17 protein-coding genes are annotated in these 15,894 nt (G+C 68.5%); 15 read left to right on the top strand and 2 right to left on the bottom strand.

Annotated elements, in window-relative coordinates; all coding sequences use genetic code 11:
* The first annotated feature begins 32 nt into the window (after window positions 1-32).
* The 6 genes from EV137_RS13305 to EV137_RS13280 all read left to right on the top strand — a co-directional run bounded on the left by EV137_RS13305 (window position 33) and on the right by EV137_RS13280 (window position 7,146).
* Window positions 33-1,028, top strand: coding sequence for a sugar ABC transporter substrate-binding protein (locus tag EV137_RS13305; RefSeq protein ID WP_134001530.1), 996 nt, complete (start codon window positions 33-35; stop codon window positions 1,026-1,028).
* 9 nt (window positions 1,029-1,037) lie between these two features.
* Window positions 1,038-2,084 (top strand): ABC transporter permease, encoded by a 1,047-nt coding sequence (locus EV137_RS13300; protein ID WP_134128836.1) that lies wholly within the window; start codon window positions 1,038-1,040, stop codon window positions 2,082-2,084.
* Window positions 2,081-2,941 carry an ATP-binding cassette domain-containing protein gene (locus tag EV137_RS13295; RefSeq protein WP_134128834.1) on the top strand — a complete coding sequence of 287 codons (861 nt, stop codon included), beginning with the start codon at window positions 2,081-2,083 and terminating at the stop codon, window positions 2,939-2,941. The genes EV137_RS13300 and EV137_RS13295 overlap by 4 nt, the downstream gene beginning before the upstream one ends.
* Entirely contained in the window at window positions 2,938-4,011 is a 1,074-nt protein-coding gene (locus EV137_RS13290) for a Gfo/Idh/MocA family protein (protein ID WP_134128832.1), read from the top strand. Before EV137_RS13295 ends, EV137_RS13290 begins: the two co-directional genes overlap by 4 nt.
* Before the next feature lie 33 nt (window positions 4,012-4,044).
* A complete protein-coding gene (locus tag EV137_RS13285; protein WP_134128830.1) occupies window positions 4,045-5,547 on the top strand; it encodes a CoA-acylating methylmalonate-semialdehyde dehydrogenase in 1,503 nt (500 codons plus the stop codon).
* Between the two features lie 450 nt (window positions 5,548-5,997).
* Entirely contained in the window at window positions 5,998-7,146 is a 1,149-nt protein-coding gene (locus EV137_RS13280; RefSeq protein WP_134128828.1) for a hypothetical protein, read from the top strand.
* Here the strand turns inward: EV137_RS13280 and EV137_RS13275 are convergent.
* Complete coding sequence (locus EV137_RS13275; protein WP_202870906.1) at window positions 7,132-8,013, bottom strand: LysR family transcriptional regulator; 882 nt, start codon at window positions 8,011-8,013, stop codon at window positions 7,132-7,134. The two genes, EV137_RS13280 and EV137_RS13275, sit on opposite strands and share 15 nt — an antisense overlap.
* Window positions 8,014-8,089: 76 nt before the next feature.
* Here EV137_RS13275 and EV137_RS13270 point away from each other — a divergent pair, with 76 nt between their 5' ends.
* A complete protein-coding gene (locus EV137_RS13270) occupies window positions 8,090-8,833 on the top strand; it encodes a CTP synthase C-terminal region-related (seleno)protein (RefSeq protein WP_134128824.1) in 744 nt (247 codons plus the stop codon).
* On the opposite strand, the gene EV137_RS13265 is transcribed toward EV137_RS13270, so the two are convergent.
* Window positions 8,788-9,789, bottom strand: coding sequence for a Gfo/Idh/MocA family protein (locus EV137_RS13265; RefSeq protein ID WP_134128822.1), 1,002 nt, complete (start codon window positions 9,787-9,789; stop codon window positions 8,788-8,790). The genes EV137_RS13270 and EV137_RS13265 overlap by 46 nt on opposite strands.
* Window positions 9,790-10,012: 223 nt before the next feature.
* Here EV137_RS13265 and EV137_RS13260 point away from each other — a divergent pair, with 223 nt between their 5' ends.
* The 8 genes from EV137_RS13260 (at window position 10,013) to EV137_RS13225 (ending at window position 15,497) form a co-directional block, all read left to right on the top strand.
* Window positions 10,013-10,756 (top strand): GntR family transcriptional regulator, encoded by a 744-nt coding sequence (locus EV137_RS13260; protein ID WP_134001512.1) that lies wholly within the window; start codon window positions 10,013-10,015, stop codon window positions 10,754-10,756.
* Between the two features lie 196 nt (window positions 10,757-10,952).
* Window positions 10,953-12,233, top strand: a complete 1,281-nt coding sequence (locus EV137_RS13255) for a TadA family conjugal transfer-associated ATPase (RefSeq protein WP_133789801.1) — start codon at window positions 10,953-10,955, stop codon at window positions 12,231-12,233.
* Entirely contained in the window at window positions 12,233-13,093 is an 861-nt protein-coding gene (locus tag EV137_RS13250) for a type II secretion system F family protein (protein WP_134128820.1), read from the top strand. The genes EV137_RS13255 and EV137_RS13250 overlap by 1 nt, the downstream gene beginning before the upstream one ends.
* Window positions 13,090-14,028, top strand: a complete 939-nt coding sequence (locus EV137_RS13245) for a type II secretion system F family protein (RefSeq protein WP_134001506.1) — start codon at window positions 13,090-13,092, stop codon at window positions 14,026-14,028. Before EV137_RS13250 ends, EV137_RS13245 begins: the two co-directional genes overlap by 4 nt.
* A 14-nt stretch (window positions 14,029-14,042) precedes the next feature.
* Window positions 14,043-14,240 carry a hypothetical protein gene (locus EV137_RS13240; RefSeq protein WP_134001504.1) on the top strand — a complete coding sequence of 66 codons (198 nt, stop codon included), beginning with the start codon at window positions 14,043-14,045 and terminating at the stop codon, window positions 14,238-14,240.
* On the top strand, window positions 14,240-14,623 hold the full coding sequence (locus EV137_RS13235; protein WP_134001502.1) for a TadE/TadG family type IV pilus assembly protein: 384 nt from the start codon (window positions 14,240-14,242) through the stop codon (window positions 14,621-14,623). Before EV137_RS13240 ends, EV137_RS13235 begins: the two co-directional genes overlap by 1 nt.
* Entirely contained in the window at window positions 14,620-15,069 is a 450-nt protein-coding gene (locus EV137_RS13230; RefSeq protein ID WP_131348043.1) for a TadE/TadG family type IV pilus assembly protein, read from the top strand. Before EV137_RS13235 ends, EV137_RS13230 begins: the two co-directional genes overlap by 4 nt.
* A gap of 29 nt (window positions 15,070-15,098) precedes the next feature.
* Entirely contained in the window at window positions 15,099-15,497 is a 399-nt protein-coding gene (locus EV137_RS13225; RefSeq protein WP_130382204.1) for a pilus assembly protein TadG-related protein, read from the top strand.
* Window positions 15,498-15,894 lie beyond the last annotated feature (397 nt).

Here is a 15,894-nt window from a genome sequence, read left to right as displayed (position 1 = left end):
TCGCGGAACACCTGAAAGGCTGGTAGCAAGTCATGGTTCGGTGGCAGAAGAAGGCGGGGGCCGCGGTCGCGGCTGTCGCGCTCGCCGCGGCTCTGGCCGCGTGCAGCTCCTCCGGCGGCAAGCAGAAGGAGGAAAGCTCCGGCAACAGCGGCGGCAACGTCGCGGACACGCCGCGGATGAAGGTCGCCATGATCACCCACTCGGGTCCCGGCGACACCTTCTGGGACATCGTGCGGCGCGGGGCCGAGGCGGCCGCGAAGAAGGACAACATCGAGCTGCAGTACTCCGCCGACCCGGACGGCGCGGCCCAGGCGAACCTCGTGCAGACCGCGATCGACTCCAAGGTCGACGGCATCGCCGTCACGCTGAACAAGCCGGACGCCGTGATCCCGAACGTCAAGAAGGCGATCGCGGCCGGTATTCCGGTGACGATCCTCAACGGCGGGCTGGACCAGTGGAAGACCACCGGCGCGCTCGGGTACTTCGGTCAGGACGAGCGGATCGCCGGCCAGGCGACCGGTGACAAGCTCAAGCAGCTCGGCGCGAAAAAGGTCATCTGCGTCATCCACGAGCAGGGCAACGTCAGCCTGGAGGCCCGCTGCCAGGGCATCAAGGACAAGCTGCCAAGCACCGAGAACGTCAACGTGAACGGCACCGACCAGCCGGGTACGCAGGCGACCCTGACCTCGAAGCTGCAGGCGGACAAGAGCGCCGACTACGTGGTCGCGCTCAACGCGGGGATCGCGCTGACCGCGGTCCAGGCGGCCAAGGACGCCGGGTCGTCGGCGAAGATCGGCAGCTTCGACATGAGCAAGGAGATGGCCAAGGCGGTCGCGGACGGCACCGTGCAGTTCGCCGTCGACCAGCAGCCGTACCTGCAGGGGTACCTCGCGATCGACGCGATCTGGCTCTACAAGACCAACGGCGACACGATCGGCGGCGGCGAGGCCACGCTGACCGGGCCGGCGTTCATCGACAAGTCGAACATCGCGGCGGTCCAGAAGTACGCCGAAGCCGGGACGCGCTGAGGTAGCGCCATGGCATCGACCATCACCTCACCCGCCTCGGCTGACGACCGCGTCTCCGCCCGGTCCCTCGGCGCCCGGCTGCTCAGCCGGCCGGAGATCGGGTCGCTGGTCGGCGCGGCCGTGATCCTGGTGTTCTTCCTGATCGCAGCGCCGCCGTTCCGCGACATCAACAACACCGGCACGATCCTGTACCAGGCTGCTCTGATCGGTGTGATGGCGGTGCCGGTGTCGCTGCTGATGATCGGCGGCGAGTTCGACCTCTCGGCCGGCGTCGCGGTGACGACCTCAGGCCTGACCGCGGGCCTGTTCGCCTACCAGTTCAGCGTGAACGTCTGGGTCGGCATGGTCGTCGCCCTGGCGTTCTCGCTGGCGATCGGCGCGTTCAACGGCTGGCTGCTGATGCGGACGGGCCTGCCCAGCTTCCTGGTGACGCTGGGTACGTTCTTCATCCTGCAGGGCCTGAACATCGCGGTCACCCGGCTCGCCTCCGGCGCCGTCGCGTCGAACTCGATCAGCGACATGGACGGGTTCGGCGCGGCGAAGTCGATCTTCGCGTCGGAGTTCAAGATCGGCGGCGTGACGACCAAGATCATCGTCGTCTGGTGGATCGTGTTCGTCGCGATCGCCGCCTGGGTGCTGCTGAAGACCCAGATCGGCAACTGGATCTTCGCGGTCGGCGGCGACGCGGCGGCCGCGCGGGCCGTCGGCGTACCGGTCAAGAAGGTCAAGATCGGGCTGTTCATGGTGGTCGGATTCTTTGCCTGGTTCACCGGCATGCAGCTGTTGTTCAACTCCAACGGTGTCGTGCAGTCCGGTGAAGGCGTCGGCAAGGAGTTCCTCTACATCATCGCGGCGGTCGTCGGCGGATGCCTGCTCACCGGTGGCTACGGGTCCGTCGTGGGCGGCGCGGTCGGCGCGCTGATCTTCGGAATGGTCCAGCTCGGTGTCGTGTACGCCGGCTGGAACCCGGACTGGTTCAAGGCGTTCCTGGGTGCGATGTTGCTGCTGGCCACCATCGTCAATCTCGTCGTCAAGAACAGGGCGGAGGCACGATGACCACCACGGAATCGTTCGCGGACGACGCGACGACCAGTCCGAACACACCGATCGTGCTGCTCGAGGACGTCGGCAAGAGCTACGGCAACATCCAGGCGCTGCGCGGGGTGTCGCTGTCGGTGCGGCAGGGTGAGATCACCTGCGTGCTCGGTGACAACGGGGCGGGCAAGTCGACGCTGATCAAGATCATCGCCGGGCTGCACGACTACACCTCCGGCCGGATGTCGGTGAACGGCGAGGAGCGGCACTTCGGCTCGCCGCGCGAGTCCCTCGACAGCGGTATCGCGACCGTCTACCAGGACCTGGCGCTGGCTCCGCTGATGTCGGTCTGGCGGAACTTCTTCCTCGGCAACGAGCTCACCAAGGGGCCGTTCCGGCAGCTGGACGCGGCGAAGATGAAACGGATCGCGCAGGAGGAGCTGACCAAGATGGGGATCTCGATCCCCGATCTCGAGCAGCCGGTCGGCAAGCTGTCCGGCGGTCAGCGGCAGTGTGTGGCGATTGCGCGGGCGATTCACTTCGGCGCCAAGGTCCTCATCCTCGACGAGCCGACCGCCGCGCTCGGCGTGAACCAGTCGGGGGTGGTGCTGAAGTATGTCGTGAAGGCCCGCGACGCCGGGATCGGGGTCATCTTCATCACCCACAACCCGCACCACGCGTACCTGGTCGGCAACCACTTCGTCGTCCTGAAGCTCGGCCGGGTGGCGCTCGACACGCACCGGTCGGACATCACGCTGGAGGAGCTGACGACCGAGATGGCCGGCGGTTCCGAGCTGGAAGCGCTGAGCCACGAGCTGCGGGAGATCAACCCCGAGGTCGTCGTGGATGATGTGCGGAAGGGGCAGGAGGGGACATGACCGAGCTGCGGGTCGGGATCGTCGGCGTCGGAGTGATGGGCGCCGACCACGCCGAACGCATTGTGCGGAAGACGGCGGGTGCACGCCTGGCCGCGGTCTCCGATGCGGATACGGGCCGGGCCGAGGCGCTCGCCGGCAGGCTCTCGGAAAGGTCGACAGCCGGGTCTGCCAGTACGGCGAGACACTCGGGCGGTACGGCGTACGCGGAGACTGTTCGCGTGGTCGAGGATCCGATGGAGCTGATCGCGGCCGACGACGTCGACGCGGTGATCCTGGCGTCGCCGGGGTTCGCACATGCGGACCAGTTGTTCGCCTGTCTGGAGCACGGGAAGCCCGTGCTGTGCGAGAAGCCGTTGACGATGGACGCGGCGTCGGCGTTGCGCGTGGTCGAGGCCGAACACAAGCTCGGACGACAGCTGATCCAGGTCGGGTTCATGCGGCGATTCGACCCGGAGTACGCCGCTTTGAAGCAACTGCTCGACTCCGGCGACCTCGGGCGGACGCTGCTGCTGCACAACGTGCACCGGAACAAGTCGGCCTCGCCGACGTTCCGGAGCGAGATGATCGTCCGGGACTCGATGGTGCACGAGGTCGACGTCGCGCGGTGGCTGTTCGGCGAGGAGATCACCCGGATCACCGTGCACACCCCGACGCCGACGAGTCTCGTCGCGGACGGCGTACTCGATCCGCAGCTGGCCGTGTTCGAGCTGGCGAACGGGGCGCTGGCCGACGTGGAGGTGTTCGTGAACTTCCAGGTCGGGTACGAGGTCAGGTGTGAGGCGGTGGCCGAGCGCGGCAGCGCGACGATCGGTCTCGGGTCCGGCGTCTTCACCCGAGCCGGCCAGCAGTGGGGCGGCACAATGCCGGCCGACTTCCGGGTTCGGTTCGAGCAGGCGTACGACATCGAGGTGCAACGCTGGGTCGACGCCACCGTGCGCGGTGAGATCGACGGCCCGAGCGCCTGGGACGGCTACGCCGCGGCGGCCGTCTGCGAGGCCGGGCTGGAGTCGTTGGGCACCGGCAAGCCCGTCGACGTTGCCTTGGCCGACCGCGGCGAGGTCCTCGGATGAAGCAGGAAACACCACCAGCAGTGAGGAAACATCGTGAGTACTGACAGCAAGCGCATCACCCACCTCGTCGGCGGCAGCTCGTGGACCGGCGTGGCCGAGCGGACCAGCAAGGTCTACAACCCCGCGACCGGCCAGGTCACGGGCGAGCTGGATCTGGCGTCGGCGGCCACGGTCGACGAGGTCGTCAAGGTCGCTCACGAGGCGTCGAAGGCCTGGGGGCAGACGTCGCTGACGAAGCGCGCCCAGGTCCTGTTCGCCTACCGCGAGCTGGTGAACCGCGACAAGGAGCGGATCGCGCAGCTGATCACCGCCGAGCACGGCAAGGTGCTGTCCGACGCGATCGGCGAGGTGACCCGCGGCCTCGAGGTGATCGAGTTCGCCTGCGGGATCCCGCATCTGCTCAAGGGCGGGTACAGCGAGGGCGTCTCGACCAAGGTCGACGTGTACTCGATCCGGCAGCCGCTCGGCGTCAGCGCGGTGATCTCGCCGTTCAACTTCCCGGCCATGGTGCCGATGTGGTTCGTTCCGATCGCGGTTGCCTGTGGCAACAGTGTGGTGATCAAACCGTCCGAGAAGGACCCGTCCGCGGCGAACGCGATGGCCGAGCTGTGGAAGGAGGCCGGAATGCCGGACGGCGTCGTGAACGTCGTGCACGGTGACAAGGAGGCGGTCGACCGGCTGCTCGAGCACCCGGACGTCAAGTCGGTGTCGTTCGTCGGGTCGACGCCGATCGCGAAGTACGTCTACGAGAACGGCACCCGCAACGGCAAGCGTGTGCAGGCCCTCGGCGGCGCGAAGAACCACATGATCGTGCTGCCGGACGCGGACCTGGACCTCGCGGCCGATGCCGCCGTGAACGCCGGGTTCGGGTCGGCGGGTGAGCGGTGCATGGCGATCTCCGCTCTGGTCGCGGTCGAGCCGATCGCGGACGAGCTGATCGGCAAGATCAAGGAGCGGATGGGCAAGCTGAAGACCGGCGACGGCACGCGCGGTTGCGACATGGGCCCCTTGGTGACCGGCGAGCACCGGGACAAGGTCGCCGGGTACGTCGCGGCCGGGGTCGAGGCCGGCGCGGAGTTGGTGGTCGACGGTCGCGGGGGTGACTTCGACGGGGCGGCCGACGGCTTCTGGCTAGGCCCGACGCTGTTCGACAAGGTGACGCCCGAGATGTCGATCTACACCGACGAGATCTTCGGCCCGGTGCTCTCGGTGCTGCGTACGCCGTCGTACGACGAAGCGCTCGAGCTGGTGAACTCGAACCCGTACGGGAACGGGACGGCGATCTTCACCAACGACGGCGGAGCGGCGCGCCGGTTCCAGAACGAGGTGGAGGTCGGGATGGTCGGGATCAACGTCCCGATCCCGGTGCCGATGGCGTACTACTCGTTCGGCGGCTGGAAGAACTCGCTGTTCGGTGACACCCACGCCCACGGGACCGAAGGGGTGCACTTCTTCACCCGCGGCAAGGTGGTCACGTCGCGCTGGCTGGACCCGTCCCACGGCGGGATCAACCTGGGCTTCCCGACCCACGACTGATCGGCGCATTGGGTGTAGCGTCGAAGGTGACCCCCGGGGCATGAGGAGTACCGCGGCGTAGCAGGGCCGTCGGCCCGTCCTCAGCTCGCGATCGTGAAGCCCCGGAGTGTGCGTCATGTCCAAGAACAAAGGCGGACGTGAAGTCCGCAAGCCCAAGCAACCCAAACGGCCGAAACCCAACCCGAGCGACAGTTCGACCATCCCGTCCACCAAGCACGGGCAGAAGTAGCGTCCGGACCGCAGTTCCCCGGGGACTGCGGTCCCGGGCGGGCCGACGTAGGTCACCGTCACCGTTGACCGTCGGGGTCGGAGCTGGGTAGCCTCGCTGGTGCGTTCGAGGGCGCGCCGAGACTCGCCGGAAGGCTGGAAGCCACCTCGATTTCCGAAGCTGAGTGCGGTCGATGACGCTCTCTTGAGACCCGTGCGAGTCCGGGTGCGAGAGGACGCATTGTGAGACTGCTGCCTGATCGGCCCAGCATCGAGTACCTGCGCAAGGAAGCGAAGGATCTCCTCGCGGTACTGCGGGAGTCCAAGCCGGACGCCTCGCTCGCGGAAGCGCAACGCGCGCTGGCCGCGGAGTACGGCGTACGCGACTGGCCGGCGTTGAAAGCCGAGGTCGAGCGCCGGGTCGCGGACGCGCCCACGGCTCCTGCCGGCCTGGCCGAGGAGCTTGCCGAAGCGTTCGACCTGGGGACGTTGACCGGGCCGGCGAAACCCGTGTTGTTCACTGCGATGGGGCGCTGCTGGGACCTCACCACCGACCGCGGGCGGTGGCTGGCCGTCACCGTCTACGACTGGATCACGAACGAGCAAGCCCAGCTCGGCGCCCGGCTCCGTGAGGCTGCTGTCGCGGCGGGAGTAGCCGCGCCGGCCGCGGCGATCAGTCCGCACGGACGCCTGATCGAGAAGGTGCGTGGCGAGAACTGGCGCGTACACGAGTGGCTCGAGGTCGGAACGGCGCCAGTGCTGCCGGTGTCGACGGCGATGGCTCGTCGAGCGGGTGCTCTGTTCGGGACGTTGCACGCGTTGGCCATCCCGAGCGCCGAGCCTATCCACGGCTACCTGGCGTTCCGCCGCTCAGAGGACGACTGGCAGCACCTGCTCGGTCGTGCGCGTGCGGCCCGCAAACCATGGGCCGAGCAACTCGACGCACGCCTGCCGGCGATCCGCGAGCTGCTGGCGATCGAGCTCGACGCGCCCGACGAACTGATGCTCTGCAACCGCAACCTGAACCCGGAGAGTGTTCGCCAGGGACGCGACGGACAGCTCACCGTGATGGAGTGGGACTTCGCCGGATCGCTCAGCCCCGAGCTAGAGCTCGGCTCAGTGCTGACGCACTGGCTGATGCGGCCGGAAGTCAACCAGCGTGGGCTGTTGGCCTTCCGGGACGGGTACGGCGAGGTGCGGGAGTGGCCGAAGCTGGGGCTGGAGTCGTTCGCGGTCGCGATCACCGGCTGGCTCAACTGGACGTACAACGCGATCTGTGAGGCGATCGACCCGGAGGATGCCGACCATGCGGTCTTTGCCGAGCGGGAAGCTGTCGGGGTGCTTGATCGGATGATGACGCGTGGTGGCCTGGAGCAACTACTCGTGGTCTGAGAGGGCGGTGGCCACGGCTTCTGCTGCGGGGTCGGAGAGATGGCCGTGCAGGAGCTCGGTTCGATGCACCAGGCGTGGCGTGGCGAGTGGGACGGCCGCGAGGTCCGGTGTGACTGCTGAGCGGGGGAGGACCGCTAGGCCGTGGCCGGAGCCGATCAGGGTGAGGAGCGTGTGGAGGTCGGTGCCGTTGTAGGTGAAGGCCGGGCGTAGCGCGTCGGAGCCGGCCGCGGCGCGCAATGTCGCCAGTGGGGCGGCGAGGTCGGGGGCGTCGATCCACCGCGCGTCTGCGAGATCGCCAAGCGAGAGGCCACGACCATGGCGGGCCAGTGGGTGGGTAGTGGGCAGGGCTACGACCAGGGTGTCGTGGGCCACCGAAGTGGTGCGGAGCTGTACGGCGTTGGTCAGGTTGAGAGGATCGGTGGGAGTGGCGATGCCGTCCACGAGACCGAGCGTGAAGCTGCCGGCGGCGATACCCGCGACGACCTCGTCGCGCCCGCAGACGGTCAGCGAGGTCTCGGTGCCGGGATAAGCACGTCGTACCTCGGCCAACGCCGTCGCAAGTGACCGGGCCGCCAGGGGAGACGCGGCGAGCGTGAGGGTGCTGGGCGGATCCGCGACAGTACGGCGTACGTCGGCGCGGGCCGCGTCCAGCCGGAGCAGGATCGGACCGGCGTGTTCGAGCAGGCGCTCGCCCGCTGGTGTCGGTACGACGGGCCGTCGGCGGAGCAACGGCGTACCGAGGTCGCTCTCCAGGGTGGCGATGTGCTGGGACACCGCGGACTGGGTGTAGCCGAGTCGCGAGGCCGCCGCGGAGAACGATCCGCACTCGGCGACGGTGACGAAGGTCCGCAGCAGATGAGGATCCACATGCATCAGTATCTCTGATCGACCATGCAGAGATCATCGTTGGCGCTGATGCTCGCCGCGACCCGAGGATGGACCCATGAACGCCTACTCCGGACGCCTCGCCCTGGTCGGGGACCGCTCACCGCATGTTCGTTCGCACGCCCGCATCCCCGGTCTGCTCAAGGAACTCGAGGAACGCGATCACCTGGATCTCGACGTCTACTGGGTCCCGAGCGATGACGTGGACGATGCGCTCGAAGGCTTCGACGGGATCTGGCTGCTGCCCGGCAGCCCGTACCGGAGCGAGGCCGGTGCAGTGACCGCGGTCCGGATCGCCCGCGAGCAGGAAATCCCGTTCCTGGGTACGTGTGGCGGGTTCCAGCACGCGATGCTCGAGTTCGCGCGCAACGTCTGCGGCGCAACCGGCGTACAGCATGGCGAGAGTACGCCGGATGCTGACGAGCTCCTGATCGTGCCGTTGCAGTGTTCGCTCGACGGACACGAGGGCGGAGTGCAGGTGCGGCCAGGAACCCGTGCTGCCGAGCTACTCGGTGTAGAGCGCTCCATGGAGAGGTACCACTGCTCCTACGGCCTGGACAGCAGCAAGCTCGACCTACTGCGTGAGCACGGCATGGTCTTCAGCGGGTACGACGACGCAGGTGAACCGCGCATCGCCGAGCTGCCGGGTCACCCGTTCTACCTGGCCAGCCTGTTCCAGCCGGAGCTGGCCGGCGACGGCAGACGCCCACACCCGTTCATCCAGGCGTTCGCACACGCGGTCGCCGGCCGCAGCGATCAGATCGCGGAGACCGGTCGCGGGGCCATACCCGCGGCGACGTAGCAGGCGTCGATGAGCTCCATCGTCGCCAGCGCGTCGTCGGCGTCGGTGAGGAGCGGAGCGCCGTTGCGGATCGCCCCGGCGAAGGCCTCCAACTGGTACGTGTACGACGTCCGTGTGCCGAGGTGCTCGACCCACGTGTCTTCCTTGGTCGTCACGACCACCCGGTCGTCGTTCTGCGGAAGCACGTAGAACGGGGCGAACGCCTCGCCACGGCTGCCGACGACCTTGAGGCTGAACTCGACGTTCTCGGCCGCCATGCTGGTCCGCACCACACCGGTCGCACCGTTCGGGAACTCCAGGTCGGCGTTGAGCCATTCGTCCACGCCCGGCAGCCGCTTTCGCTCACCGGCGCGTGCACTGATGAGCTTCGGCGCGCCACCGGCGTACGGCGCGAACATCCGCTGTGCGTGCAGCGCGTAGCAGCCGACGTCCATCACGGCACCCCCGGCGAGTGGCAGGGACCAGCGCGGGTCGTCCTCCGGCGGCGGGGGCATCACCATGGTCGCCTCGACCGTCTGCAGGTCGCCCAGCTCGCCCTTGGCGACGAGCTCCTGCAGCCGTCGCATCACCGGGTGGTACGCGTAGTGGAACGCCTCCATGAACACCAGACCGGATGAGTGGACGGCGTCCCGGACCTCCAGAGCCTCGGTGGCGTTGCTGGTCGACGGCTTCTCGGTCAGCACGTGCTTGCCTGCGGCAAGGGCCCGCAGGTTCCACGGCCCGTGCAGACCGTTCGCCAACGGGTTGTAGATCGCTTCGATCTCGGGATCGTCCAGCAGTTGCTGGTACGACGCGTGGACCCGTTCGACGCCGTGCTCGGCGGCGAACGCTTCGGCCCGGCCGATGTCGCGCGCGGCGACCGCGACCAGCCGCGCGCCGGTCAGCTTGGCGGGCTCGACGATGGCCCGGCCGGCGATCCGAGCGGCACCGAGGATGCCGATGCGAAGCGGTTCCATGCGTTCTCCCTTGCTGACAGCGATCCGGGGCGGCGTGGGCGAAGCCGTCATCCTGCCCCAGCACACCACGGCTCCAAACCCGGTGCCCGCGATCCGGACCGCCAGGATCGCAAAGTTCACCTGGCGTCAGGCCCTTGTTCAGCGTCCGCCGCTACGGCGGGCGGGTCTGATCAAATTCGGGTACCGGCTCGACGGATTCCGGTCCACCCTTCAGGATGAGCCCATGAGTACCGTCCAGGTCCAGGTCGATCGGAACAGCCGTACGCCGTTGCACGTGCAGCTGGCGCAGCAGCTGGAGGCGGCCATCCAGGGCGGCGAGTTGCCTGTCGGGTCCCGGCTGAGCAACGAGGTGGATCTGGCCGAGGCCTATGGACTGAGCCGGCCGACCGTCCGCCAGGCGATCGCCCGTCTGGTCGACCAGGGCCTCCTGGTCCGCAAACGCGGTGTCGGCACCCAGGTGGTCGGCAATTCCGGACAGGTACGCCGTTCGCTCGAACTGACCAGCCTGTACGACGACCTCACCTCAGCGCACCGTAAGCCCGAAACCGACGTACTGCGCTTCGGAATCTCACCTGCGACCGCAGAGGTTGCCACTGCACTGCAATGCGAGCTGGGCGACCGGGTACTGCGGCTGGAGCGACTGCGGCGGGCAGACGGCGAACCGCTCGCTCTGATGCGCAACTGGCTGCCGCCGGAGATCCTGGAGACCGACCCGGCCACACTGGCCGAGCGTGGTCTCTACCAGCTGCTGCGAGCTGAGGGAGTCCGGCTGAAGGTGGCGCACCAGACCATCTCCGCCGTACCGGCAACACCCGAGCAGGCGAAGCTCCTGTCGGAGGAGCCGGGCTCTCCGCTGCTGGCGACCACGCGGATCACGTACGACGACCACGGCCAGCCGGTCGAGTACGGCTCCCACCTGTACCGCGCGAGCCGCTACTCCTTCGAGCACACGCTCGTCCACCGCTAACACTCTGGAATTGCAACAAGCTGCAATTTTCTGGACCTGGCCGTGACCCGATCGATACGGTGAGTGAGCCAACGGCGTGTCACGGTTGTCCACAGGGCAGCAGACACAGGTGGCGCCGGGCGCGCAGGAGTTGAAAGGATGGTCCCCGCATGGTGACCGAGCGTGGTCGCCGGACGGGACTCACACGGGGAGATCGATGACTGCGGACAGGCTCGACGCGCACCGCTCGAGCTGGAACGGCGCCATCGAGCTGATCGACGCCCAGGTGCGCGACGTGGTGCGCCGCGAAGGCATCGACCCGCTCCGCGACCCGGGCGCGGTGAACTCGATCGTCGCCACCGTCGTCCGGGAGTACGACGAGCGCAGTCTGAGCGGCGTGGTGCCGCCGATCGGCGACCTGGAGGCGGTCAGCCGCGAGGTCCACGACCGGGTCGCCGGCTTCGGGCCGCTGCAGCGCTACCTGGACGACCCGTCCGTCGAGGAGATCTGGATCAACGAGCCCAGCCGGGTGTTCATCGCCCGCGAAGGCCGGCACGAGCTGACCACGACCGTGCTGACCGAGGAAGAGGTCAGCGACCTCGTCGAGCGGATGCTGAAGACCACCGGCCGCCGGATCGACGTCTCGCAGCCGTTCACCGACGCCCGGCTGCCGGACGGAAGCCGCGTCCACATCGTCCTCGGCGGCATCACCCAGCGGTATGCGGCGATCAACATCCGCAAGTTCACCGTCCGCGCGACCCGGCTGACCGACCTGGTCCAGCTCGGTTCGCTGACACCGCACGCGGCCGCGGTGCTGGAGGCGTCGGTTGCCGTCGGCCTCAATGTGCTGGTCTCCGGCGGCACGCAGGCCGGCAAGACCACGATGCTGAACGCATTGGCCGGTTCGATCCCCGGCAGCGAGCGGGTGATCAGCTGCGAGGAGGTCTTCGAGATCAAGCTGCCGATCCCCGACTGGGTGTCGATGCAGACCCGGCAGGCCGGACTCGAAGGCACCGGTGAGGTGCGGCTGCGTGACCTGGTGAAGGAGTCGCTGCGGATGCGGCCGTCCCGGGTGATCGTCGGCGAGGTGCGCGGCGAGGAATGCCTCGACCTGCTGCTCGCTCTGAACAGCGGCCTTCCCGGGATGTGCACGATCCATGCGAACTCGGCGCGTGAGGCGCTGACCAAGATGTGCACGCTGCCGCTGCTGGCCGGCGAGAACATCGGCTCCCGGTTCGTGCTGCCGACGGTGGCCGGCTGCGTCGATCTCGTCGTACACCTCGGTATCGCGGCGGACGGGCGCCGGCGGGTGCGCGAGATCGTTGCCGTCACCGGGCGGCTGGAGGAGCAGGCGATCGAGACCGAGACCCTGTTCAGCACGTACGACGGGTACCTGCGGCGTGCCGAGGGGCAGTTGCCGCATCCGGAGCGGTTCCAGCAGGCCGGGTACAACGTGGCCGGGCTGCTCACCGAGTTGCCGCGCGGGGCGGCGAGCTGATGGGGCTCGTGATCGGGCTGTTCTTCGGTGTCGGCCTGCTGCTGATCATCGCGGCGTTCGTGGCGCCGCTCGAGTCCGTGCCCGGCTCGGACGGGCGGCTGCGCGGCAAGAGCCGGGACCTGCTCGCGAGCGCAGGGATCGAAGGGTTGACGCCGGGTGCATTCATCGGCGCCTGCGTGATCATGGCGCTGGTCGCGTTCCTGCTGATGTTCGCGGTGTCCAAGACGTTGCCGGTCGGTGTCGTGTTCGGGCTGATGGCCGGCTGGGTGCCGATCGCGCTGGTGCGGTCGCGGGCCCGGAAGCGGCTGACCGAGTTCCGCGAGCTGTGGCCGGACGTGGTCGACAACATCGCGTCGGCGGTCCGTGCAGGGCTGTCGTTGTCGGAGGCGCTGGCTCAGGTAGGCGAGCGCGGGCCGATGCCGTTGCGCGAGCCGTTCCGGCGGTTCGGTGCGGACTACGCCTCCACCGGCCGGTTCGCCGAGTCGCTGGACCGCTTGAAGGCGCGGCTGGCCGACCCGGTCGGGGACCGTGTCGTCGAAGCGCTGCGGATCGCGCGCGAGGTCGGTGGTGGCGACCTCGGCCGGTTGCTGCGGTCGCTGTCGTCATTCTTGCGCGACGACGCGCGGACCCGGTCCGAGCTCGAGTCCCGGCAGTCGTGGTCGGTCAACGGCGCACGGGTCGCGGTCGCGGCGCCGTGGCTGGTGCTGCTGTTGCTGTCCTTCCAGGGCGACGTCATCCAGCGGTACAACTCTCCGGTCGGTGCGCTGATCATCGCCGTGGGTGCCGTGATCTGTGTGATCGCGTACCGGGTGATGCTGCGGATCGGCCGGCTGCCCGAGCCCGAGCGGGTGCTGCGATGAGCCCGATGCTGCTCGGCGGCTTCCTCGGCGCGGTGCTCGGCGCCGGGCTGCTGATCGTCGTACTGCGATTGCCTTTCCTGCGCAAACCCACAGTGGACGAGCGGATCTCGCCGTACCTGCGGGATCTCGGTGCGCCCGACGTCTTTGTCGGCGTGATCGACTCGCGGTCGCCGTTCTACGCGATCCTGCGGTTGTTCGGTCCGTCGCTGCGGTCCGCGGCGCAACGGCTGGAGCGGATCCTCGGCGGCGCGAACACGATTCGTCGGCGCCTGCAGCGGGCCGGGCTGGACCGGACGGTCGAGGAGTTCCGGATCGAGCAGTTGCTCTGGGGAGCGATCGCCTTCGGTGCCGGGCTGGTGATCTCGGTCGTCGCCGCCATGGTCGGCCTCGGGGACCCGGTGGCGCTGCTGGTGTTCTGCCTGGTGCTCGGGATCACCGCGATCCTCGGTCGCGACACCTACCTGACTTCACAGGTACGGCGGCGTGAGCGGCGCCTGCTGGCCGAGTTGCCGACCGTGGCCGAGTTGCTCGCGTTGTCGGTCGCGGCCGGTGAAGGTCCGGCTGCTGCCCTCGACCGCGTCGCGCGGTCGTCCCGGGGTGAGCTGGCCAACGAGCTGAAACGGGTCCTGTCGGAGACCAGGGCGGGAGAGACATTGGTCCGCGCGCTCGACGCGCTGGCGGATCGCACTGGGTTGCTGGCGCTCTCGCGCTTCGCGGACGGGCTGGCGGTGGCGCTCGAGCGCGGCACCCCGCTGGCCGACGTACTGCGGGCGCAGGCCGGTGACATCCGGGAAGCCGGGCGCCGCGAACTGATCGAGTCGGGCGCCCGGCGCGAGGTCGCGATGATGGTCCCGGTGGTCTTCCTGGTCCTTCCGGTGACCATCGCGTTCGCCTTCTACCCGGGCGCTGTCGGAATCCGGCTGATCGCCGGATGAACTGAGGAGAGGTCATGTCCCTGTACCTGACGAGGCTGTTCCTGACGTTGCTGCTGAAGCCACGTCCGGCGCGGACCGAGCGCGGCGACGTACCCGGCTGGGTGCTGATCACCGTGATGACGGCCGGCCTGGTCGTCGCGATCTGGAAACTGGCCGGCAAGCAACTCGCCGAGATGCTGCAGAGCGCCTTGGACTCCGTGTCCAACAAGTGATGCGTGCGCGCGGCGAGCGGGGATCGGCGGTCGTCGACTTCGTGCTGGTCTCGACGATCCTGGTGCCGTTGTTCCTCGGCATCCTCCAGGTCGGTCTGTTCCTGTACGTGCGCAACACGGTGACCGCCGCGGCCTCCGAAGGTGCGCACTACGCGGCCGTGCTCAACCGGGCGCCGGCCGACGGTGCGGCACGCACCCGGGAGTTGGTCAGCGGCGTGGTGACGGACGGGCTGATCGACTCGGTGTCCGCGGAGGAGACCGACATCGACGGGCAGCCCGGCGTCGAGGTGTCCGTCCACGCGCACATGCCGCCGCTCGGGCTGTGGGGACCGGGCCTCTCGTTCACCGTCGAGGGACATGCCGTGAAGGAGACGGGCGAGTGAGGCGCCGCCGGGACGAACGCGGGAGCGCCGTCGTGGAGTTCTCCTGGCTGGCGATCCTGCTGATGGTTCCGCTGGTGTACATGATGCTCGGCGTGTTCGACGTACAGCGAGCGTCGTACGGCGCGACCGCGGCGACCCGCGCGGCCGGACGGGCGTTCGTGATCGTGCCGGACGGGGTGTCCGAGGACGAGGCGCGGGCGCGGGCGTTCGACGCCGCGGAGCTGGCGATGAAAGACCAGGGGATGGAGCTCAGCTCGGACGAGCTCACGATCAGTTGCAGTCCGGCCTGTCTGCAGCCGGGCTCGACCGTCACGGTCACCCTGGAGACGAAGGTCCGGCTGCCGCTGATCCCGGATGCGCTCGGCGGAGAGCCGCCCGCGATCCGGATCAGCTCCTCGCACACCGAGGCATTCGGCGACTACCGCCAGGCCAAGGGCACCGGATGACGCGGGGCAGGCGGGGTGAAGAGGGGCAGATGACCGTGCTGATCGTCGGGTTCACCGTGGTGATCCTGTTGATGGTTGTCGTGGTCACCGATATCTCGAAGGCGTTCCTGGTCCGCCGTGACCTCGATGCCACTGCGGACGGCGCCGTGCTCGCGGCCGCGAACGGCCTCGCCGCCGTCTACGCCCAGCCCGGTGCGGGCGGCAACGCGGCGATCGACCCCGACCAGGCGCGCCGTTTGACCGCGGACTACCTCGACGACGTTGCCGCAGGCAACAGGTTCGACAACCTCGACTGGTCCGTGGACGTCGAGGGTACGACGGTGACGGTCCGGCTCACCTCCACCGCCGACCTCCCCTTCCAGCCGCCCGGCTTCCCGGGCACGGCCGACGTCGCCTCCGAGGCCGCCGCCATCGTCCCGATCCGCTGACTGGAAGTTTTCCGTACGTCAGTGGAGGTTTCTGGCGCCCCGCCGCCTCGCTGGTGAGCTATCGCCGGCGGCAGACGACTGGTTGGCCCTTCGCGTGGGGGGTTCTCTACTGATAGGCGAGGGGAGAACCCTGTACGCGAGGGGAGAACCCCAATGCCGTTCAGTTAGTGGCGTGGGCCGGCCGTCAACCTCGGTGATGGGAAAGAAATCGTCGGCATGTGCACATTTGTTTCCCAACAGGCCGGGTTGCCCCTTGAAGTGGTGGGATGCCCCCTCGGATTTTCGACAGGCAACCCTGCAGTTGAGGGGGCAACCTCGGGTGTGAGGCCTGGTTGGGGTTGGCGCGGGGGTCGAGAGGTCGCCGGAGCAGCTCAACCCACCCGCACATGCCACACAC

It is taken from the genome of Kribbella pratensis (assembly GCF_004366075.1).
Taxonomy (GTDB): Bacteria; Actinomycetota; Actinomycetes; order Propionibacteriales; family Kribbellaceae; genus Kribbella; species Kribbella pratensis.
This window is presented reverse-complemented; position numbering and strand designations above follow the sequence as displayed.